Source organism: Apibacter mensalis (assembly GCF_001418685.1).
Classification (GTDB): Bacteria; Bacteroidota; Bacteroidia; order Flavobacteriales; family Weeksellaceae; genus Apibacter; species Apibacter mensalis.
This window is the reverse complement of record NZ_LIVM01000002.1, coordinates 191025-214927: the sequence shown is the minus strand read 5'-3', so window position 1 is coordinate 214927 and position 23903 is coordinate 191025. Positions and strand designations below refer to the sequence as shown.

General features: G+C 29.4%; 17 protein-coding genes. 13 read left to right on the top strand and 4 right to left on the bottom strand.

All coding sequences use genetic code 11. The features are described from left to right. Nucleotides 1–190: 190 nt before the first annotated feature. The 4 genes from ASC36_RS02280 (at nt 191) to ASC36_RS02265 (ending at nt 7255) form a co-directional block, all read left to right on the top strand. The gene (locus tag ASC36_RS02280; RefSeq protein ID WP_055424864.1) at nt 191–2512 is read left to right on the top strand and encodes an ATP-dependent helicase; all 2322 of its coding nucleotides are present in this window, start codon (nt 191–193) and stop codon (nt 2510–2512) included. Nucleotides 2513–3204: 692 nt separating this feature from the next. After that, on the top strand, nt 3205–4650 hold the full coding sequence (locus ASC36_RS02275) for a catalase (protein WP_055424863.1): 1446 nt from the start codon (nt 3205–3207) through the stop codon (nt 4648–4650). A 58-nt stretch (nt 4651–4708) separates the two neighbouring features. Beyond that, on the top strand, nt 4709–5176 hold the full coding sequence (locus ASC36_RS02270; RefSeq protein WP_055424862.1) for an ankyrin repeat domain-containing protein: 468 nt from the start codon (nt 4709–4711) through the stop codon (nt 5174–5176). 147 nt (nt 5177–5323) lie between these two features. Beyond that, nucleotides 5324–7255 (top strand): hypothetical protein, encoded by a 1932-nt coding sequence (locus ASC36_RS02265; RefSeq protein ID WP_055424861.1) that lies wholly within the window; start codon nt 5324–5326, stop codon nt 7253–7255. A 61-nt stretch (nt 7256–7316) separates the two neighbouring features. On the opposite strand, the gene ASC36_RS02260 is transcribed toward ASC36_RS02265, so the two are convergent. The 3 genes from ASC36_RS02260 to ribA all read right to left on the bottom strand — a co-directional run bounded on the left by ASC36_RS02260 (nt 7317) and on the right by ribA (nt 11086). Continuing rightward, nucleotides 7317–8870, bottom strand: a complete 1554-nt coding sequence (locus ASC36_RS02260) for a S8 family serine peptidase (protein WP_055424860.1) — start codon at nt 8868–8870, stop codon at nt 7317–7319. Between the two features lie 19 nt (nt 8871–8889). After that, on the bottom strand, nt 8890–10140 hold the full coding sequence (gene pepT, locus ASC36_RS02255) for a peptidase T (RefSeq protein ID WP_394331985.1): 1251 nt from the start codon (nt 10138–10140) through the stop codon (nt 8890–8892). 358 nt (nt 10141–10498) lie between these two features. Then, nucleotides 10499–11086: a GTP cyclohydrolase II gene (gene ribA / locus ASC36_RS02250; RefSeq protein WP_055424858.1), complete on the bottom strand. Its 588-nt coding sequence runs from the start codon at nt 11084–11086 to the stop codon at nt 10499–10501. 160 nt (nt 11087–11246) lie between these two features. On the opposite strand from ribA, the gene ASC36_RS02245 reads away from it, so the two are divergent. The 8 genes from ASC36_RS02245 to ASC36_RS02210 all read left to right on the top strand — a co-directional run bounded on the left by ASC36_RS02245 (nt 11247) and on the right by ASC36_RS02210 (nt 21926). Continuing rightward, a complete protein-coding gene (locus ASC36_RS02245; protein WP_055424857.1) occupies nt 11247–12425 on the top strand; it encodes a sigma-54-dependent transcriptional regulator in 1179 nt (392 codons plus the stop codon). 472 nt (nt 12426–12897) lie between these two features. Next, nucleotides 12898–14430 carry a glutamine-hydrolyzing GMP synthase gene (gene guaA, locus ASC36_RS02240; protein WP_055424856.1) on the top strand — a complete coding sequence of 511 codons (1533 nt, stop codon included), beginning with the start codon at nt 12898–12900 and terminating at the stop codon, nt 14428–14430. A 134-nt stretch (nt 14431–14564) separates the two neighbouring features. Beyond that, nucleotides 14565–15218, top strand: a complete 654-nt coding sequence (locus tag ASC36_RS02235) for a DUF2461 domain-containing protein (protein ID WP_055424855.1) — start codon at nt 14565–14567, stop codon at nt 15216–15218. A 938-nt stretch (nt 15219–16156) separates the two neighbouring features. After that, the gene (locus ASC36_RS02230) at nt 16157–17386 is read left to right on the top strand and encodes an ABC transporter permease (protein WP_055424854.1); all 1230 of its coding nucleotides are present in this window, start codon (nt 16157–16159) and stop codon (nt 17384–17386) included. Between the two features lie 2 nt (nt 17387–17388). Continuing rightward, nucleotides 17389–18495 carry a DUF3810 family protein gene (locus ASC36_RS02225; protein ID WP_082435379.1) on the top strand — a complete coding sequence of 369 codons (1107 nt, stop codon included), beginning with the start codon at nt 17389–17391 and terminating at the stop codon, nt 18493–18495. 297 nt (nt 18496–18792) lie between these two features. Further along, nucleotides 18793–20400, top strand: coding sequence for an Ig-like domain-containing protein (locus tag ASC36_RS02220; RefSeq protein WP_055424852.1), 1608 nt, complete (start codon nt 18793–18795; stop codon nt 20398–20400). A 45-nt stretch (nt 20401–20445) separates the two neighbouring features. Beyond that, entirely contained in the window at nt 20446–20892 is a 447-nt protein-coding gene (locus tag ASC36_RS02215) for a heme-binding domain-containing protein (RefSeq protein ID WP_055424851.1), read from the top strand. Nucleotides 20893–20975: 83 nt separating this feature from the next. Beyond that, complete coding sequence (locus tag ASC36_RS02210; protein WP_055424850.1) at nt 20976–21926, top strand: S66 peptidase family protein; 951 nt, start codon at nt 20976–20978, stop codon at nt 21924–21926. A 249-nt stretch (nt 21927–22175) separates the two neighbouring features. Here the strand turns inward: ASC36_RS02210 and ASC36_RS02205 are convergent, their stop codons facing one another. Beyond that, entirely contained in the window at nt 22176–22634 is a 459-nt protein-coding gene (locus tag ASC36_RS02205; RefSeq protein ID WP_055424849.1) for a GtrA family protein, read from the bottom strand. A gap of 101 nt (nt 22635–22735) precedes the next feature. On the opposite strand from ASC36_RS02205, the gene ASC36_RS02200 reads away from it, so the two are divergent. Next, nucleotides 22736–23824, top strand: coding sequence for an agmatine deiminase family protein (locus ASC36_RS02200; RefSeq protein WP_245630720.1), 1089 nt, complete (start codon nt 22736–22738; stop codon nt 23822–23824). The last annotated feature ends 79 nt before the right edge of the window (nt 23825–23903 follow it).

Here is a 23903-nt window from a genome sequence, read left to right as displayed (position 1 = left end):
TTTTTTAATTTCAGAGAATTTTTTATGACCCATTACCAATCAATATCATACAATCCAACCTTGATCGAAAACTATTAATTTTTTTCGAATTAATACTTTATAAAAATCATAATTTACAAGTTTAACAATTGATTCAACCATTTTAACATAATATAGAAAATTAACGAATAATTCCTAACTTTGGCTCCGTATGAAAGATTTATTTGCAGATTTAAATGAGGTTCAAAAACAAGCAGTTAGTACAATAGAAGGGCCTTTAATGATTATTGCAGGTGCAGGTTCGGGAAAGACTAGAGTCTTAACTTACAGGATTGCCCATCTTATAGATAAAGGAGTGGATTCATTTAATATTCTTGCTCTTACATTTACGAATAAAGCAGCTCGAGAGATGAAAGAGAGAATATCTTTATTGATTGGGGGTACTGAAGCAAAAAATTTATGGATGGGAACATTTCATTCCGTTTTTGCAAGAATTTTACGTGCAGAAGCGATTAAATTAGGATTTCCTTCCAATTTTACTATTTACGATCAACAAGATTGTATAAATGTTATAAAAAAAATAATTAACGAATTACAGCTTGATACGGATATATATAAGCCTAAACAAGTTTTAGGACGCATATCAAGTTATAAAAATAATTTAATAACAGTTCGTGCATATTTTAATAATCCGGAATTAATTCAAGCAGATACCGCAGCCATGCGTCCTAAAATTGGTAATATTTATCAAGCCTATGTAGAACGTTGTTTTAAATCAGGCGCAATGGATTTTGATGATTTGTTGCTTAGAACCAATGAGTTGCTTACTCGTTTTCCGGAATCCTTAGCCAAATATCAAGACCGTTTTCGCTATATTATGGTGGATGAATATCAAGATACCAATCATTCTCAATATTTGATTGTAAAAGCACTTGCATCAAGATTTGAAAACATTTGTGTTGTTGGAGATGATGCACAATCCATTTATGCATTTAGAGGAGCGAATATTAAAAATATATTAAATTTCAAAAAAGATTATCCGGATGCAAAAATTATTCCACTAGAACAAAACTATCGATCCACTCAGATCATTGTGGAAGCTGCCAACGAGGTTATCGCTAAAAATCGAGATCAGCTAGAAAAGAATGTTTGGACGCAAAATCCTTCCGGTGATAAAATTCCTGTTTATAGAGCCTTATCTGATGCAGATGAAGCGAATTATGTAGCCTCAGAGATATTTTCACTAAAAATGTCTCAACAGAAAAAAAATAAAAATTTTGCCATACTTTATCGTACCAATGCTCAATCAAGAGCTATAGAAGAAGCGTTACGAAAGAAAAATATATCTTATAAAGTATTTGGAGGTCTATCTTTTTACCAAAGAAAAGAAATTAAGGATCTTTTAGCCTATTTAAGAGTTTTAGTGAATCCGAAAGATCAGGAAGCATTATTAAGAATAATAAATTATCCGGCCAGAGGAATAGGAGATACTACTGTAAATAAGCTTATTGTCGGAGCTGATCAGCAACAAAAGTCCTTGGATGAAATTTTAAATCAGATTGAACTATTGGGTAATTCTTTGGGTATAAATAAGCCAACTATTGATAAATTAGCAAACTTTTGGACCATGATTAAAAGTTTTCAAGTTTTATTGAAGACTGAGAATGTTTATGAAGTAGCCATGAAAGTTGCCGTTACATCAGGGATTCTTAAGACATTAAAAGAAGATGATACTCCTGAAGGAATTTCCAGAGTTGAAAATATTCAAGAATTATTAAATAGTTTACAAGGATTTGTAGATGAGCAGACACAGCTGGATGAAGGTGATTCCAGTTTAAACTTTTTCCTAGAAAATATTGCGTTGGCTTCTGATTTGGATTCAAGAGATGAACATGATGATAAAGTTTCATTAATGACCATACATTTAGCAAAAGGATTGGAATTTCCGGTTGTTTTCATAGTAGGATTAGAAGAAAATTTATTTCCTTCTCAGATGTCATTAAATACACGTCAAGAATTAGAAGAAGAAAGAAGATTATTTTATGTAGCATTAACCAGAGCTCAAGAAAAAGCTTATTTTACTTATGCAACGACTAGATTCAGGTGGGGGAAAATAGTTGAAGGAGAGCCAAGTAGATTTTTAGAAGAAATTTGTGAAAAGCACCTTGAAATATTGAATATTAGCTTTACTAATACGATAAGAAACCATTCGGGTTTAAATTCAGATTTATTTGCAGATGATTTTGCCCCAAGATATCCAAAAAGTTCTGACCCTGTTTATAAGAAGTTGAAAGGGCAAATTAAACCTCCTCAAAACTTAAAATCTATTTCTAACGCCAAACTAGCGAATCCGGTAGGTGGTTCGGTTGCTAATTTAAAAATTGGGGATTATGTTTTGCATGATCGTTTTGGTAAAGGAAAAGTGGTTTCTATAGAGGGAGATCCTGAAAATGCAAAAGCACTTATAAATTTTGAAAATGAAGGAGATAAAAAGTTATTGTTGAAATTCGCTAAACTTAAAGTTTTAGGTTAAAAAAATATAATTTATTAAAAGTATATTCCTAATAATTAACCTATAACTATGTAAAATCATTAATATATAAAGAATAGTAAAAAATAAAAAAAGAAGAAAACGGTGGATAAAGCCGTTTTTTTTATTTCTTATTTAAAAATATAAAATATTTACAAAATATCTTTGCACTATTTGATCAACCTAAATAAAATTACGCTTGTTTCTTAAGTAAATCTTTAAGCATAATATTTTGTTTACTTACATTTCAGATGAATATATTTTAGTTTTGTAGTTATAATATATAAATAATGAGATAACTATTTTTAATTGCTCAGAGTATATTTTTTAACGCTTAAATAAATTAATATATTTAAGCGTTAAAATTTTTTATTACTAATAAAAATCATATAATTATTTTTAATTATTATAATTTTTTATTTTACAAATATAATAGATATAATATATTGTAAATGTATTTTAATATAGTAATTATATTGTTAATATTTTTTTATATATATAATGCTAAATTTTTAAAGTAAAAATATTATTGGATAATAATTTGTAATTTGGCATAGTAATAGCTATATTGCATACAAATATTATAATATGAGGAATATTTATGCTATATTATTAAAATCAATCAATTGATTTGATGTAAAGGTTTATTAAACACTCAAAAAAAAACTTTATTAACACTTAAAGAGCAATTCAAAATGAGCAACGAGAAGTTGACTACTACTGCTGGAAATCCGATAGCTAATAATCAAAAATCATTGACGGCAGGCTTAAGAGGTCCCGTTCTAATGCAAGATTATCAACTAATTGAAAAATTAGCGAATCAAAACAGAGAACGTATACCTGAAAGAGTAGTTCACGCTAAAGGTTGGGGGGCTTTCGGGACCTTTACGGTGACTCATGATATCACCCGTTACACAAGGGCAAAAATCTTTTCAGAAATTGGGAAAAAAACCAGAATGTTGGCGCGTTTTTCAATGGTTGCCGGTGAATCGGGAGCATCAGATCTAGACAGAGATGTTAGAGGTTTTGCTTTAAAATTTTATACTGAAGAAGGGAATTGGGATATGGTCGGAAATAATACTCCCGTGTTTTTTATTAGAGACGGTTATAAGTTTCCTGATTTTATCCATACTCAAAAAAGACACCCTAAAACGAATTTAAGATCCAGTGAAGCCATGTGGGACTTTTGGTCATTAACCCCAGAAAGTTTACATCAAGTAACCATCTTAATGTCAGACAGAGGGATTCCTAAAAGTCCGATGCATATGCATGGGTTCAGTTCGCATACCTTCTCATTCTGGAATAATAATGGAGAACGATTTTGGTTTAAACTCCATTTCAAAACTCAACAATCAATACAAAATTTAACCAATAAAGAGGCAGAAGAAATTACCGGTAAAACAAGAGAATATTATCAGGAACAGTTATTCGGGGCAATAGAAAAAGGAGATTTTCCTAAATGGACGGTTTATGCTCAAATCATGCCGGAAGAAGATGCCTTAAAAACACCTTATAATCCTTTTGATTTAACTAAAGTATGGCCTCATTCAGATTATCCGTTAATGGAAATAGGAGTGATGGAATTAAATGAAAATCCAAGTAATTATTTTCAATATATTGAAAATGCTGCATTTTCACCATCCAATATAGTCCCAGGAATATCATTTTCTCCGGATAAAGTTTTACAAGCCAGAATTTTCTCTTATGCCGATGCACATCGTTATAGACTGGGAACCCATTATGAGTTTCTACCGGCCAATCATCCCTTAGTAGAAAATAATCCATATTATAAGGATGGAGCAATGCGTTTTTTTGAAAATTTAAATGAAAATCCGGATGCATATTATGAGCCAAATTCTAAAAATGGCCCTGTTGAAGATCGCTCCTTTCAAGAACCGCCCTATAAAATTCATGGCGATATCGATCGATATGAAGAAAATGATACGTACGGCGATTTCAAACAGCCCGGAGACTTATTTAGATTATTTACTGATGAAGAAAAACAGAGACTTTTTAATAATATTAAGGACGCAATGCAAGGTGTTTCCAGAGAAATAATTGAAAGACAATTAAAATTATTTGATCAAGCAGATCCAGAATACGGAAATGGAGTTAGAAAAGCGTTAGGAATACTGGAATAATATACAAACTTTTTAACTGCCGAATAATCATCCGGCAGTTTTTTTAATATAATTTAATATGGGTAATCAAGAAATACTATTTCAAGCCATAAGGGAAAATAATTTACCTCTCATAACTGAAATTTTGAAAGAAAATATGTCTTTGTTAAATTGTAAAGACAATCGAGGATATAACCCTTTACTTTTAGCAGCTTATTATGGATATGAAGAAATAGTCCGATTTTTATTGGAATTGAATTCTTTGGTCGATGAAAAAGATACTTCAGGAAATACCGCGCTAATGGGAGTATGCTTTAAGGGTTTCGAAAATATTGCAGATTTATTAATTAGTGCTGGAGCAAATGTTAACGAAACTAATAATTGGGGGGCTACTGCGTTAACTTATGCGGTTTCATTTAATAGACCTTCTTTAGTAAAATTATTAATAAAGAATGGAGCTGATCCCTCGATAGCAGATATAAGAGGAAATACACCAGCCATACATGCGAAAATACAAGGTTTAAAAGAAATTTCAGCTTTATTGTAAAAGATATATTAACTTTATAAATTCAATATATTTATTTTTGCTTGTATATCGTTATATTTTTTAAATATAACTGTATGCGAAAATTCGTGTTGTTCAAAGATAAAAAATAAATATATAATGAAATATTAAGTTAGTCTGAAGATAAAGATGGAAGAAAAATTAATAAAGATTTTAAATAATAGAGAAGAACGTAATTTTCTGTTAAGTTTACTTAAATACGGTAGGAAAAATTTCCATAACTCTATTGACTTTATAGATTATATAACACATTTACTACAAACCAATTACTCCATTAAAGAAAAATTTATTGAGCGTCTTATTCCTTTATTTAGGAATATTTATATGCAGAAATTTTTAACTGATTTTGGAATATTTACTAATGACAAATTAATTTCATTATTTTTCAGACAAATAGGTAATAAAATATTACCACAAATTTCTGATGATCAAACGTTACTTTCATTATCCAATGAAGTTCTTTATTCTAATGTAAACCACAATTTCATGAAACTAATTCCGCTTGACAGATGGGAGAGATTTTATGAAGTTTTATTTAACGATGATAGTGTAATTTGTAATAGAGGATACGTAAAAAAACAATTCAGAGAGGGCGCTTTGATATTAATTGATAGGGTAATAGGAGGCGCTGCTGATACGGAAGTATATAAAATGAGCTACATAAGGAATATGGAAGAAAATCCTTTTCAAAAATTAACAAGTAGCCTGATTAAAATATTACAAGATCATGAAATTATAAATCTAGAAAAAATAGATACTTTATCCGAACAAATCAAACTATGTAAAATTTATTTAGATAATATTATTGATCAAAAAGAAAGTAAAGGAATATCCTTAGCAATTACGATAAAAGTAACCTGTTTAAGACAACAGCTTGATCGTATATTAATTCTTTTAAATGCTCTATATTTATTAGATAATAAATCCCTATCCTTGTCTATGGCTAACATTACTAAAAAATTATTGGGCATTTATTCAACTAAAAGTAGTGTTACCAATTCATTTCAAAGTACTCTCTATGTAGTTGCTTCACTGGTAACTTGGCATAATAGACAAGCTGGTAAAAAATATATAACCAATACTTCAAAAGAATACATTCAAATGCTTTATTCTGCTATGGGAGGTGGTTTTTTGGTAGCCATATTATGTTTTATAAAGGCACAAATAGGTATGCGAACCTATACGCCTTTTATTCAAGCATTATTATATAGCCTCAATTATTCTTGGGGTTTTGTTTCCATATATTTAATACATTGGACTTTAGCAACTAAACAACCGGCAATGACAGCGGCAACATTGGCACATGCTTTAAATCAGGATGAACTATCTGCCAGTGATTATAAAGAATTTGGTCTATTATTTTCACGAATATTTAGAAGTCAGTTCATTGCTTTTATTGGAAATGTATTTGCTGCTTTTATTGTTGGGGGATTGTTATATTATTGTTTATCGTATTTTACAGGCATTAAATTATTGAACTTGCATAAAGCTACCGATTTTCGAGATGAAGTGGTACACTTTGATTTAAAAATTTTTTGGTATGCTTCTATAGCCGGAGTATTTTTGTTTATATCCGGATTAATTTCGGGAATAACGGAAAATTATACCCGTTATCATAATATACCGGAAAGGCTATATAACCATCCTTTATTAAAACGATTCATCAATGAAAAAAGAAGAAGGAATTGGGCAAATTGGTATAATAAAAAAATTGGAGGTATTTCGGGCAATATTTTTTTAGGTTTTTGTTTAGGGAGTGCTTTTTTGATTGGTAATTTTTTAGGAATACCATTCGATATTCGTCACATAACCTTTTCGGGAGGTAATTATGCAATGGCATTATCATTTTTTAACTTAGATATTTCTTGTGGAGATTTTATTTTAGGATTTATAGGAATATTCGGAATAGGACTATTTAATTTTTTGGTAAGCTTTTCATTATCGTTATGGGTGGCTATGAAATCAGTTAACGTCCCCACTAAAGAAATGGGAAAAATACTTTATTCAGCACTAAAACTATTTATAAGAAATCCAGCCCGTTTTTTCTTACCTATAGAATAAAAACCAACTTTCAGCAATTTTCCGAAAATTGGTTATTTAACAAAATAGCTTTTAAAGTTTATTATTTTATAATGCTAATTTTTTTAGATATTTTTTTACCATTATCTAATTTAAAATGTATGAAATAAATTCCTGGTTCAGAAATATAAAAAGAGTCACTAGTTAAACCATTAATATTTTTAGATTGAATAATTTGCCCTACATTACTAAAAATGATAATTTGTTTTGTATTTGAAGGAAAATCACATATAAAATTTTGTTTAGCAGGATTGGGATAAACTTTTACCTTTTTTTCAGTTAAATCAGTATTTTTATCTACATACTTTTCTGAAAGAGCACGATATGCATTGATTCTGCCAAATCCATAATATTTATCCCATCCCGGTGTGTCCTCTAAGGGATTACCCATTTGATCATCAGCAGTTTTTTCAATAATAGTTTTTATATCTGCAGGAGTTCTGTGTGGATCTTGAGCCAGTAATAAAGAGGCTAATCCGGTAACATGAGGGGAAGCTTGTGAAGTACCACTTAAACAATTATTTAGATTAAATGAAGCATTATCATATATACTGCAAATAACATCGCCCGGTGCTACAACAGAGATGTGATTTCCATAATTACTACCGGTATTCCATGTGCGATAAAATGGATTAGAACGATTAGATTCTGCATTTATTGCTCCGACGGCTATAACTCCGGGATATGCTGCGGGGTAGTTTTCTATCATACTATTTTCATTTCCCATAGCCGCAACTACAACCACATTATTTTTTAAAGCTTTTTCAATTGCTAAGCTCATAGATTGAGAATAATTTTTACTACCCAACGATAAATTAATTACTCTAGCTCCGTTATCCACAGCATAATGTATCGCTTCAGCAATCGAAGTAGTATAGCCTGAACCATCGTTATCCAAAACTTTTAAAATCATAAGCTTACAATTCCAATCAATCCCGGTAAAACCAATACCGTTATTAGCATTAGCTCCGATTATACCCGCAACATTGGTAGCATGATCGTTGGTGGAAGATAAGTCTTTTGGGTTTTGATTCTCGATAAAATTCTTACCGATGTTAGCCCAAAATCGGTTTTTAAGTTCAGGATGGTTTACATTCAAACCCGTATCAATGATTGCCACAATAATAGAATCACTACCTTTTTCTATTTCCCATGCTTTTTCCATATTTATATCAGCACCATTTTTTGAAGGGTAATTTTTTATGGCTGCTGAGATTGATCCGTCATTATGTAATCCCCATTGATAATTATAATACGGGTCATTAGGACGAATGAATGTTGACTGAGTTTGCGTTGTATATATATAATTCGGTTCGGCGTATTCTATCTCTCCTGTTTTATAATATTCTTCGATAATTTTTTTAATATCTGCATTTTCTGGAAACTCGATCGTGTAAATTGTATTATTATCTTTCTCGCTCAGTACAATTCTTTCTGTTTTATTCGATGAAAATAATTTATTTATTTTAGATACCTTATTTGCGTGACTTAATTCTCCGTGAGAATTATCTTTCAGCTTAATTATAATTTTATTAACTGTTTGACCATCGATAAAAATTATAGAAAAAAGAAAAAGAACAAAATAATTTCTTTTCATACTGAGTGAATTTTATTTTTTAATATATATTTTGAGTAATTTCTATAATAACTTTGGTAGCTTTTATCATGGATTCAAGCGGAACAAATTCATAGGGGCCATGAAAATTAACACCACCGGCAAATATATTGGGGCAGGGCAAACCCATGTAGGAAAGTTTAGAACCATCCGTACCCCCCCTTATTGCTTTTATATTAGGTTTAACACCTGCCATTTCCATTGCCGTTTTTGCGATATCAATTATAAACATTTTATCTTCAATTTTTTCTCGCATATTGAAATATTGATCTTCTAGTTCAATTTTAAAAATTTCTTCACCATATTTAGAGTTTAGTTTTTTAGTAACTTCCTTCATAAAGGCTTTTCTTGCTTCATATTTTTTAAAATCATGATCGCGAATGATATATTCTAATTGTGCTTTTTCAACATTACCGGTTATTTTTGTTAAGTGATAAAAACCTTCGTATCCTTCGGTGGTAGCAGGTGTTTCGTTGGAAGGCATGGAATTTGAAAACTCTACAGCAAGTAAGCCTGCGTTAATCATTTTTCTTTTCGCTGACCCCGGATGTACGCTTTTACCTGTTATAGATATGACAGCCGCTCCTGCATTAAAATTTTCAAATTCTAATTCTCCTACTTCTCCACCGTCAACGGTATAAGCCCATTTTGCACCAAATTTTTTTACATCAAATAAATCAGCTCCCTTTCCGACTTCTTCGTCGGGAGTAAATCCAATGGCTACTCTTCCATGCTTTATTTTCGGATGTTGGATTAGATATTCGGCAGCGGTCACAATTTCTGCAATTCCGGCTTTATCGTCAGCACCAAGTAAAGTGGTTCCATCGGTAGTAATTATTGTTTCTCCGATATGGTTTTTGAGCTCAGGAAATTCACTAACCTTTAAAGTGAAACCAGTGCGCTCATTTAAAATCAAATCTTTACCGTTATAATTCTTCCAAATTTGAGGTTTTATATTTTCACCTGAAAAATCGGGAGAGGTATCATAATGAGATATAAATCCTACTGTTGGTAAATCTTCAGAACAGGTTGAAGGAATATACCCCATAACATAACCGTTTTCATCAATGGAGACATTTTCCAATCCTATGGACTGTAATTCGTTGAAAATGTATTTAGCTATATCCCATTGCCTTTCAGTACTAGGTGTTTTATCTACGCCGGCTTCACTGGTAGAGTGAAAGCTAACATATTTTAAAAAACGATTAAGAAGTTTATCTTCCCATAGTGTGGTTAAATTTGTTGACATTATTATATAGTGATAATTTTATCAAATTTATAAAAAAATATATTTAGTAATAAAACTATTAGTAAATGATATAGATAAATATTTAATTTTTTTATTTGGCTAGGTAAAAGTTTATAACTTGAATACTTATATGAATGAAGTAAAAAAACTTAATTGAATCTCATTACGATAAAATAAAACATAAAATATTTTCATATTTTAACTATAATTATAAAACATGAGACTAATATGACCACTAGTAGCCAGTAACAAAATATATACAATGTGATTATATGATTTTTATAAAAAAATTATATTCGATAAACTAAATAAAAATGGGCATAAGAAAGAGTTTTAAAAATTATAGTAAGTTGATGTCCTATTAAATATTGTTTAGAAAATGACCGAAGAAGTTTTTCTTAGTTTTCAAATAATCTAAATTTTCTTTTTCCGGCGCTATTTCAAGAGGAATTCTATTTATTAATTGTATGGAACTATCATTGATAAAAGATATCTTTTCCGGATTATTGGTTAATAAATTGATTGATTTAATTCCCAATTCTTCCAGAATTTCCACCGCAATTTTGAAATCTCTGCCATCGGCCGGAAATCCTAATTCTATGTTTGCTTCAGCAGTATTAAGACCTTTGTCTTGAAGGTTGTATGCCTTAAGTTTGTTGATAATTCCAATGTTTCTTCCTTCCTGTCTTAAATAAAGGAGAACACCTCCATTTTCATGAATATATTTAATGGCAGCATCTAATTGCTTTCCACAGTCGCATCTTTTAGAATGAAATAAGTCACCCGTAATGCATTCAGAATGAATACGGACATTAACAGTTTGGCTTAAATCCGTATTTTCACTAATCATTACTAAATGAGGCATCCAGTCGTTTTCATTGTCTGAATAAGCTATTATTTTGAATTCCCCCCAATCGGTGGGTAATTTAGCTTCCGCTTGTCTTTTCATCTTCATTATTTACAAAAAACAAAATTAATATAATTATTGATATTGGAAATTTAGATTATCAATTAATTTATTTATTCAGGCTAAATCTGAATGACTAACTATATAGCAATCAATTTTTAACCTAAAAGCAGTATCTTTGTAAGTACAAATAAATTAATTTATGACAAAAATTTTAATTGTTGAAGATGAGGAAACTATACGAAGAGTATTAAAAAGTATACTGTTAGATGAAAATAAAAAATTTGAGATTGATGAAGCTAAGGATGGTTTAGAGGCGAAGCAATTAATTGATAAAAATGAGTATGATCTGGTAATATGTGATATAAAAATGCCTAAGATGGATGGAGAAGAATTACTTTGTCTGATAATGAAAGAAAAACCTCTACTACCTTTTATAATGATCTCAGGACATGGTACTATTGAAATAGCAGTTGATTGTATTAAAAAAGGAGCATTTGATTATATTTCTAAACCACCGGATTTAGGCAGGTTATTAAGTGCAGTAAGAAATGCATTAGATAAGAAAAATCTTATCAGTGAAAACCAAAAGCTTTTTTCTCAGAATAAAATACTTAAGAAAAAGGTCAGTAAGAAGTACGAAATGATCGGGAACTCTAAAAAGCTTAAGGAAATTAAAGAAATGATTGAAAAAATTGCTTTAACTGATGCCAGGGTTTTAATTACCGGACAAAACGGTACAGGAAAAGAATTGGTAGCCCATTCCATACATGAAAAAAGTGATAGGGCAGCAATGCCTATAGTTGAGGTAAATTGTGCTGCTATTCCTTCTGAATTGATTGAAAGTGAACTTTTCGGTCATATGAAAGGTTCTTTTACAGGAGCTGTAAAAGATAAACAAGGTAAATTTGAATTAGCTAATAAAGGTACTCTTTTTTTGGATGAAATAGGAGATATGAGCTTATCAGCTCAGGCTAAAGTGCTGCGAGCTCTACAAGAGGGTAAAGTTTGCAGAGTAGGGAGTGATAGTGAAATTTCAGTGGATGTTCGAGTACTTGCTGCTACAAATAAAAATTTAAAAGAAGAAATTAAAGAAGGAAGATTCAGAGAAGATTTATATCATAGGCTATCTGTTATTGAACTTAAAGTTCCTGCTTTGAAAGACAGGATCGAAGATATACCCATTTTAATTGAACATTTTTTGGGAGTTATAGCAGAAGAATACGGCTCTAAAGTAAAAAAGTTTGATAAAGAAGCTATTGATATTTTAAAAACTTTTGAATGGACCGGAAATATTCGGGAATTAAGGAATGTTGTGGAAAGGTTAATTATTTTGGGTGGAGATCCTATCATCAAAGAAGATGTTATAAATTTTTGTTAATAGTAATTAAACTAAAAAACTTTTATTTTATTAAATCTATAATTTTAAATTGTATAAGATAAATCAAAAAATATTTTGTAAGAATTTTTTATTACGCAAAAAATAAGTTTATTGGTATTAAATTTATCTATTGTATGGTATTTCTTAAGTAGGGGAATATTATGATAAAACACATCAAATTGAATATATTTTAACATATATTTATAAAATATAGGTGATATGCTAGCAAGCTATAAAAGCCGGCTGTAGAGATTTATGATAATTTTTTTAAATTTGCAAAATTTAAAAAAATAAATTCAATTTATTTAAATATTCAGTCAAAACGCAATTGGAATTATTTAAACAAGTGATAAAAAATATATGCATTAATTTCAGCTACATAAATCTAACTATAGTTTAAGCATATGTATCATGAGATTTTCTGTTAAAGAAGGTGAACGTTGGCAATTAAAATATATTTATACGATACTTAATGAAAAATGGAATTATCATTTTGGATTTCGGTTCCCAATACAATCAATTGATTGGACGCCGAGTCCGTGAATTTGGTGTATACTCTGAAATTTTACCCTATTATACTCCAATAGAAGAAATATTATCTCATCAGCCTAAGGGAATCATACTTTCTGGCGGCCCCTCATCGGTTAATTCAGAGAATGCTCATTTGGTTGAAGATCAATTATATGAGCAAAATATACCGGTTTTGGGAATTTGCTATGGCATGCAAGTTACGGCTAAAATTTTAGGTGGAGAAGTATCTGAGGGAATAAAAGGAGAATATGGAAAATCTGAATTTAAAATTGTTAAGGATACCCCACTTCTTACCAATCTTCCACAAAACTCTACAGTATGGATGAGCCATTTTGACGAAGTAACCGAATTACCGGAAGGTTTTGAGCTTATAGGAACAACTAGTAATTCTATTGCATGTATTGCCAATGAAAACAAAAAAATTTACGCAGTCCAATTTCATCCGGAGGTCTCTCATAGTGAATATGGAGAACTCATTTTGAGAAATTTTATTTTTGATATTTGTCAATGTAATAAGAATTGGGAAATTTCTGATTTTATTGAAACAGAAGTAAGGAAGATAAGAGAGATAGTTGGAAATAAAAAAGTGATGCTCGGGCTTTCCGGAGGAGTAGATTCTTCCGTTGCTGCTGTTTTAATACAAAAAGCGATAGGAAATCAGCTAACCTGTATTTTTGTTGATACCGGTTTATTGCGTAAGGATGAAGGAGATAAGGTTATGAAAGTGTATGGAGAGCATTTTCATATGAATATAAAAAGAGTAAATGCTGAGGAAAGATTTTTCTTTAAGCTAAAGGGAGTTAATGAACCCGAAAGAAAAAGAAAAATTATAGGCAATGAGTTTATAAGAGTATTTGAAGAAGAAGCGTTTAAAATGGAAGATATTGATTTCCTTGCTCAAGGAACTATATATCCGGATATTATAGAATCGAAATCTGTAAAGGGACCTTCAGCCGTAATTAAATCACATCATAATGTTGGCGGACTACCGGATGAACTGAATCTTCAATTATTGGAACCATTAAGAGAACTATTTAAAGATGAAGTTAGAAAAGTGGGCATAGAATTGGGTATTCCAAAAGAATTGGTGTATCGCCACCCATTTCCGGGGCCTGGTTTAGGAATTCGCGTGGTAGGTGAAGTTGACGAAGAAAAAGTAAAAATTCTACAACAAGCAGATGAAATATTTATTGAGGAATTAATTAAACATGGTTTATATGATAAAGTAAGCCAGGCATTTGTAGTTCTTTTACCGGTAAAATCCGTTGGAGTTATGGGTGATGAAAGGACTTACGAGTATACGGCAGTAATTCGCTCTGCCAATACGGTTGATTTTATGACGGCCACTTGGTCTAAATTTCCTTATGAATTTTTAGAATTAGTTTCTAATCGTATTATAAATGAAGTTAAAGGAATTAATCGTGTTACTTATGACATCTCATCCAAACCACCTGCAACTATTGAATGGGAATAAAACATTATTATACGTAAAGTCCTGAAAAATTAAACTCAGGACTTTTTTATTCAATTTTAAATTCTAAATTTATCTTATTTTTTTAATTAACTATAATACTTATTAATATATTTGTATATAGTAAATTAAAAGGGATGCTGCAAAAAGATACCATAATTTTTCTGTCAGAATTAAAAAAAAATAATAATAGAGACTGGTTTGCAAAAAATAAAGATTGGTATGAAAATTCCCATAAAGATTTTGAGCAATTAGTGTCAGAGCTAATCCATTCAATATCTCAATTTGATATTCAAACAAGATATTTAATTCCTAAAAAATGCATTTATAGAATTTATAGAGATATGCGTTTTTCAAAAGATAAAACACCCTATAAAACCCATTTTGGTGCTGTGATAAGCGAGAAAAAAGGATCAGGATTCTATATACATGTAGAACCGGGAAATACCTTTCTAAGTTGCGGATATTATGGTTTAACCTCGCATCAATTAAAAAACATTCGCCAAGGTATATCGAAAAACTATAAAGAATTTCGAACACTACTATCTGATAGTGAATTCAAAAAAGAAATAGGGGATTTATCCAGGGGTTCTAACGTTTTAAAAAGAGTACCCGTAGGATTTGATAAAGAAAATCCGGCAGCTGAATATTTAAAATTAAAAGAGTTTTATACAGTCAAGCCTTTCGATGATGAAAAACTATTTAATAGAAATTTTATAGCATATACAACGAATATATATAAGCTTATGCAGCCGATTTATGAATTTTTAGAAGAATTTGTTCATGATTAATTAATAAAAAGATATGACGAACTGAGTAGTAAAAAATATGATGAAAGAAACTTTTGCCTTGTAGAGATATTATGTCCATAAGATCAGTTGAATATATACAGCATTATTAACTGATAGGATACTTTGCACTAACAGGTTAATAATAAGAGTTACAACAACTAGTACGAATAGGGAATTTATAGTATTATCCGCTACATTGAGGTTAATTGCCGGAGTTATGACTTACGGAGAATATGTTTGGGTGAGCAACCAAGAAGATATTGAGAAATCGAATTAAATAAGAGTAAAAAAAGAAATAGGAATAACCTGAGATTGAATTAGAAGAGTTTATTAAAATAGGTCAAAAAAAGATTTAGAAAAAAATGTTATTTATGGTGTCAGAACAACCAACTCGTTATAATGCATTAGCAACCCATTTTGGAGTTGAACTTGGAATTAACTATGATTTTAAAGCACGCCTCATTATAAGATGCATTTGCATTATTATTTTTTTTATCTAATAGTATTTTACATTTATTACAATCAATTTTTACTCTTTATACTTATTATACTCGGATTATACTCGGAGTCATTTGTTCAATGAAAAAAAGTTATAGCATTTTAAAAGATATGTATAGGATGCTTTATCAATGGATTTAGCAGCTTTTGTTGATCATCTTTCTCTATACAACTTGAATAATATATATTCGTAAAAATTTATCTACTGGATTTAAACTTTTAAAATTAAATAAACATCTTTATATCAGACAAATTAAAATATGGTCTACTAAAATAATATATATTAAGAATACGATAACCATGATAGTAAAATAAAGATTAGCTATCTTTACTATACGAAATATACATGCATAAATTTAAAATCCTCATTTATATAACGAAATAGGCTAAAAAACGTATAAATAGTAAACAATTGAGTATATTTGAAAAAAATTTCCGAGTTGAATTTTACCTGGTTTATATCTAAAAAAATTGCATTTTCAAAAAGTAATAAAAAAAATCTTTCACAAATCATAATCCGTATAGGCCAAGCGGCAATAGCTATAGGTATCATAGTTTCTGTTTTGACTATGGCTATAGGACTAGGATCTAAAAAAGCTATCAAACAGAAAATGGCCGATTTTAATGGTCATATAACTATAAGAAGTTACGACAGTAATAATTCGTTTAACAGTTCTAAATTAAATAGAAAAAATGTTCAACTTGAAAAAATAAAAGAGAATCCGGATGTTTCTAATATTCAGGAGTATGCTACCAGAAGCGGGGTAATTAGAACAAAAGTAAACTTTGCCGGTGTAATTTTAAAAGGAGTTTCCGAAGATTTTGATCGAAAACGATTTAAAGAATTCATGATAAAAGGAGAAATTCCCCGATATACTAAAAAATCCATTAGTAATGAGGTTATGCTTTCCGAAAAAATAGCTAAAGAAATGAAGCTTCATATTGATTCTTCTTTTGTAATGTTCTTTGTAAGAGAAAATCAAACACCTATTTACAGACGTTTTACGTTAAAAGGTATTTTTAGAACAGACATAAAGCAAATCGATGATGTATTTTTGATAGGAGATATACAACACATTCAAAAACTAAATCATTGGAATGAGGAAGATATAGGCGGATACGATGTTTTTATCAAAGATATTGAAGATTTAGATAAGGTTTTCCCGAAAATAGAGGAATGTGCCGGATTTAATAATTATGCGGAAAAAGCAACCACAACATTTTCCCAAATCAATGATTGGATACGAATTTTTGATACAAATATTTTCATAATTATGTCAATTATGATGGTAGTGGTTGTCATAAATATTATTATGGTACTTCTTATTCTGATTATTGAGCGAACCAATTCAATTGGAATGTTAAAAACATTGGGAGCTTCGAATAAACAAATTAGAAAAATTTTTATTAATTACACCCTTTTCATAATGATTCCGGGTTTGTTAGTGGGAAATTGTATGGCTATAGCCTTGTTATATATTCAAAAGTATTTTGAGATCATAAAACTGAACCCCGATAATTACTATGTAAGTTCAGTTCCTGTTTATATAAATTTCTTTTATATTTTTATTATATCTTTAGTGTCTTTAATAATTAGTGGGATAGTTTTACTTTTACCTTCCTTTTTAATTACTAAAATATCCCCTATAAAAGCAATAAAATTTCAATAAGTATGTTACATAAGAGGAAAATAAAAGTAAGTATAAGCGGTTTATTGTCTTCACTTCTGTTACAATTTTTCATATTTCAGGCTTTTAAAATGAGTTTAAGTCCAACAGATAGTTGGTATTTTCACTTGATAGTAAAAGTAAAGTTCTTTCTAAATTCAATATTTGGATTTATTTCAATTTCAGTAGGAGACATTTTTTATATATTTTTATTAGTACTTATTATAATCTGGTTAATACAAGTATCAGTTTTTTATATTAAAAAAAAGAAAGAAAAGGTTGCCTCTTGTTTTATAAAGATATTATTTCTTATCAACATCTTGTATGGATGGTTTATGTTATCCTTTGGGCTTTTATATAATTATAGTAATTTTTATCAATTTGAAAATTCTCGTGAAAAATTATTTTTGATTGATTATAAAATTGTTGCCGGGCATTTGTTGAATGAATGTGTAAAGTTAAAGGAAGAGGTCTCTAATAATAAAAATGGAGAATTTGCGGTGGATCGTGATAAAATGATTATGATAATTAATCAGGAGCAGAGCGCTTTTTATGGTATTCCTAGACAAAAAGAAAACATTAAAAAATCTATATTAAATCCTATTATAATTAAATTGGGAATATTAGGATATTACAATCCCTTTACGGGAGAAGCGCAAGTTGCTAAAGATATTCCGGATACTTCGATACCATTTACTATAGCGCATGAAATGGGCCACCAGGTAGGGGTCGCAAGAGAAGATGAAGCGAATTTTTATTCATTCTACATGGGAGAATCTTCTCCTAATAAAGATTTTCAATATAGTGTTAAATATAAAGCTTTAAATTATTTATTACGTGAAATATATGTAAATGATTCAGCATATGTTCATTTAATTTTAAAAAATTATTCAAAAGGAATGAAGTTGGATCGAGAGAAAGAAAAAAAGTATTACCTGGGAATGTCAGGCTTAGGATCAGATGTATTTTCTTACATGAATAATATATATCTTAAATCAAATTCACAAAATGAAGGAATCATCGCTTATAATAATGTTTCAAAAATGATTGTCAGCTACTACAAAAAACAATATCCTTCTTTATTTACTAAAGAAAACTCTTTAATACAATGAAAAATAAATATCGGATAAGTAATTAGCTTATAGTATTACTAATTTTATCTTCTTTTAATTAAAAACTAAGAAAATGTTAATTAATCAATGAATGTTAATTGATAATATCATATTTATCATTAATGTTCACTACATAAGAAAGTTCCATCAATCCCTTATATTATACGTAAATGAATTTAATAATCTAATTTAAACATTAAAAAAAGTTATTGGAGGAAGATTAATAATCAATTAAATAATTTACAATGGGATACAATAAGTATATTTGTAAATACTATACTAAACTTTGTGTTATATATGTATAAAATAATTAAAATTTTTGTATTAAGCGTTTTTATAATTTCTTGCGCAAGAGTAGGTAGTCCAAATGGAGGACCTAAAGACATAATACCCCCTAAATTTTTAGGTTCTAAGCCGGATACATTAGCTACCCATGTAAATCCCAATATTAAAGAAATTGTATTAAATTTTGATGAATATGTGATTTTGAAAGATTTAGCAAAACAAGTCATCATTTCCCCACCTCCAAGAATCACACCTTCAATATCACCGGTAAGTTCAGCAAGAAAATATGTGACTGTTCGTTTTTATGAACCTTTACTGGCGAATACTACTTATCATATCAACTTTGGAACCAGCATTCAAGATAATAATGAAGGAAATAAATTAAATAATTTTTCATATACGTTTTCTACGGGAGATAAAATTGATAGCCTTCAAGTTAATGGAACAGTTAAACAAAGCTTAAAAAGGGGACTGGCGGAACCAACATTGGTATCCTTATATAAGATTGAAAAAGATAAATCAGGGAAAGATTCCATCAATTTAAAAAATAAGCCTTATTACATTTCTAGAGTAGATTCTTTGGGAAATTTCAAATTTGAACATTTACATGAAGGAAATTACAGATTATTAGCATTTAATGATTTGAATTCAAATTTAATTCCTGATATGGATAAAGAAATAGTAGGGTTTACTACCAAAGAAATTAATCCTATACATGCGGATACTTATAATTTAATATTATCTCCGGTGAAAGAACCCTACCATGTTATAGGAGCAGTACAAGAAGGACAAGGCATTATAAAAGTTAAATTTAAAGGTAATCCTGACAAGTTAAATATTGTTCCTGTAGATCGAAGTTTTCCTTCCTATAAAATTGATCACCAGCCGTTTTCAGATAGCTTATATATCTATTTTAACAATAAAGAATTTAAAAAAACAGAAAATAAATTCAAAGTAAAATTACTTGTGAAATTTCGTCAAAAAGCCGATACAGTTAATTTATTATACGATAATACCATAAATTCACATCTCTCACTAGAACCCATTGATAAAGAAATTTCACCGACCTCTTATTTTATGTTACAAACTACCAATTATATTGATTTGATTAATAAAGATAGGATAGAAGTAATTAAAAATAAAAAATCAATAAATTTTAGTACTGAAATAGATTCTTTAGATGCTAAAAAAATTACCATTAAATTTCCTGTATCCTACGATACCGAATATAAGGTTACTATAAAAGATAATGCTTTTCAAGACTTTTTAAATCAAAAAAATAAGGATACATTGTCTTATATTATTAAAACCAAAAAACAAAATGAGTTTGGGAATTTAAGCATTAAAATAAAAAATAAGCCCGAATCAAAATTCTTTTTTCAACTTTTAAATGAGAAATATGAAATAGTTGAAAATATTTATGGTTCACAAGATACTTTTATATTTCAAAATATGAGACCAGGAAAATACTTGATTCGTATTTTAGTTGATGAGAATAATAACGCTACTTGGGATCGAGCAGATTTAGAAAATTTTAAACCGGCAGAACCTACGTATTTATATCCAAATTTAATAGAAGTCAGGCCTTTATGGGATATTAATGAAGTTTGGATTTTGTAAGTTTAGGTAAAAACTATTTTAAATATAATTAGTAACTAATGAATGATGAAAAAAATATTGCTTTGTGGAGTTATTCTTGTATTACTTATACAATTAATCCAAATTAATAAAGAAAATCCGCCTGTAAATAAAGAAATGGATTATAATAATGTGACACAAGCTACCCCGGAAATAAAAAAGATTTTGAAAAAATCATGTTATGATTGTCATTCCAATGAAGTAAAATATCCTTGGTATTCAAATATTGCTCCTATTTCTTGGTTTATTAAGGAACATGTAAATCAGGGAAAAGAATACCTTAATTTTTCAGAATATGGAAAATACAATACCTATCAAAAAGAGCATATAAATTCAGCCCTCTACCGGGTAATTGAAAATAAATACATGCCATTAAAAAGTTATCTTTGGATACATAAAGAAGCTGTTTTATCTGAAAAAGAAAATAAAATCTTAATCCATTGGTTTGAATCAAATTTAAGTAAAAAGAATTAAAAATGCATGCATTTTGCAAGTATAAAATAAATTTAAGATAGGGTAAAAGTATTAAAACCAAATAATTAAAATATAGAATAGTAATGAGTTTATACCGTAATTTTATCAAACCGATTAAAAAAGGAGATACATTTTTGATTATAGCACCAGCAGGCGCGGTTCAAAAGGAAGATATTCAACCGGCTATAGATATAATTACTAAACAAGGCTGGAATTTTGAAATAGGTAAAAACACATTCAAACATTATTATTTCGGATATAATTATTCTGGAACTGTAAAGGAAAGATTGGAAGATTTGCAGTGGGCATTAGATCACCCTCAGGCTAAGGCAATATGGTTTGCAAGAGGTGGCTATGGGGGAGTACAAATTGTAGATTTTTTAAAATTAAATAATTTTAAGAAAAACCCTAAATGGTTAATTGGATATTCTGACAATACAGTTTTTCATCAACATTTTAACAGGAGGGGAATTCCCACTTTACATGCTACCGTATGTAAGTCATTACCGCAAGGTCAATCAGAAGAAACGTATACTACTCTTATCAATGCGTTAGAAAATAAAAAATTACATTACGAAATTAACAGTACCACATATAATAAGACAGGTAAGGTTGAAGGAATATTGACGGGAGGCAATTTATCGGTATTATATAGCTTACTGGGAAGTCGATCTTTAGATCATTTTGAAGATAAAATATTATTTATTGAAGATTGGTATGAAAACTATTATCACATTGATCGAATGCTAATCGGAATGAAAAGGGCAGGAGTTCTTAACAAAATTAAAGGATTAGTGGTTGGAGCTTTTACGAAAATGGATTCAAAAGAAGAAAATAAATTTTATCATGATCCTTTCGATCAGGAAGCCTATAAAATTATTTCATTACGATTTCAAAAATACAATATTCCTATGGCGTTCAGTTTTCCCAGTGGGCATATTTTTGATACACGCGCATTAATGATGGGAGGAAAGGTAATCTTGGATATACAAAATAATAAGGTTAAGCTAAGTAATGAAATATTGTTTAAGTAAAAAGTAAAGGGTTCAAAGTAGATCACAATTGTCTCGTTTTTACTACATATTAAGAGTTAAAATAGTAATCTTACATTAAATTATGATTTTGGTTATCGGTGTTAATTTTATATATATTAAAAAGTTTGCATACACTTTTCAAAAATCCTAATAAAGTTAATACATAGTTTTATAGCTTTGATAAGTACATAAAACTCTAAATACAGTAGATAAAATACTGTATTTAGAGTATAAGAGTACTGATTTTCATTAATTAGAAAATACTATTTTCTTTTTTGCGATGTAATTTATTAAAGACACCGCGAAAATAGCAGCAGCTTTACAAAATACTATATCATCCACATTATAAAAATAAAAATTAATGGGCTTATTAATAAAGAAATGAAATAACGCAAAAGCCCCCCAACTCATAAACATAGTAATTATTGAAAGAGAAAGAAATAATATAAATTCCTTTTTTCTGGAATGTTTACCCCGTTCAAAAACATAACGAATGCTAAAAAAATAATTACTAAGAATACCGGAACCCGTGGATAAAAGGTTGGATAATGGATACGCGTTGGACTTATTTTCAAAAGAAAAAAAATGAGGCAGCATATTAGGCAAGCTTAGTAATTTCATACAAAAAATTTCAATTACAGCACTTAATGCTCCTGCTATAAAAAACAAAACTAATTGCTTTTTGTGCTTTTTTATGGAAGTGATCACTTAATAGAAAGTATTAAAAATTTGTACAAAAATAGATTAAATTTTTTTATTTCTGTAATTTTGAAAAAATAAATATTTATAAACTTAAACATATAATAAATATGTTAATTAAAGATTATATGAAATACACCCCACAAGAGTTTTTAAATAAAACCCCTAAAGAACTGGGATTCTTTTTTCCGGCTGAATTTTATCCTCATAAATCTACCTGGCTTTCTTGGCCGCATAAAGAATTATCCTGGCCGGGTAAAATTGATAAAATTTATGAGCCTTATGCACTATTTATAGCAGAATTGTCAAAAGGTGAAGAAGTGAACATAAATGTTGTTGATGTCGAAATGAGAGACTTTGCATGGATGCACATTAAAAAAACAAATGCTAATCCGGATAGAATCAATTTTTACATTCATCCAACCAATGATGCGTGGTGTCGCGATCATGGTCCGGCATTTTTAATAAATCCTGATTCTTTAGAATATAAAAAAGCTGTTATAAATTGGAATTATAACGCCTGGGGAAATAAGTATCCTCCGTATAATTTGGATAATGAAATCCCTCTCCATATTGCTAAAGAAGAAAGATTACCTGTTTTTACTCCGGGAATAGTGATGGAGGGAGGTTCAGTTGAGTTTAATGGTAAAGGTACAGTGCTTACTTCAAAATCCTGTCTGCTAAATAAAAACAGAAATCCTCATTTAAGCCAAGAACAAATAGAGGAATATTTGAAAAATTATTATGGAGTAAATCAAGTTTTATGGGTTGAGGAAGGGATAGTTGGAGATGATACAGATGGACATATAGATGATACTGTCCGTTTTATTAACGAAAATACTGTACTTGCTGTCGTAGAAAGTGATAAAAATGATGAAAACTACCAATTATTGCAGCATAATTTAAAACAATTAAAGGCAATGAAACTTCTTGATGGCACACCTTTAGGTGTAATAGAATTACCTATGCCCAAACCGGTCTATTATGAAGGATGTCGTTTACCTGCTTCGTATGCAAATTTTTACATAGCTAATAAATCTGTTATAGTACCTATTTTTAATTGTGAAAATGACAAATTAGCACTTTCTATTATAAAAAAATGCTTTCCAGATAGAAATGTGATTGGGATAGATTCCACAGATATAATTTGGGGGTTAGGAAGTTTTCATTGTTTGAGTCAACAAGAACCTGCTATTTAATATAGATAGTATAAAATAAATTAAAGGTAATGTGAGAGGATTTTGATTTTCAAGTATGTATGAGAAAATAAAAAAAAAT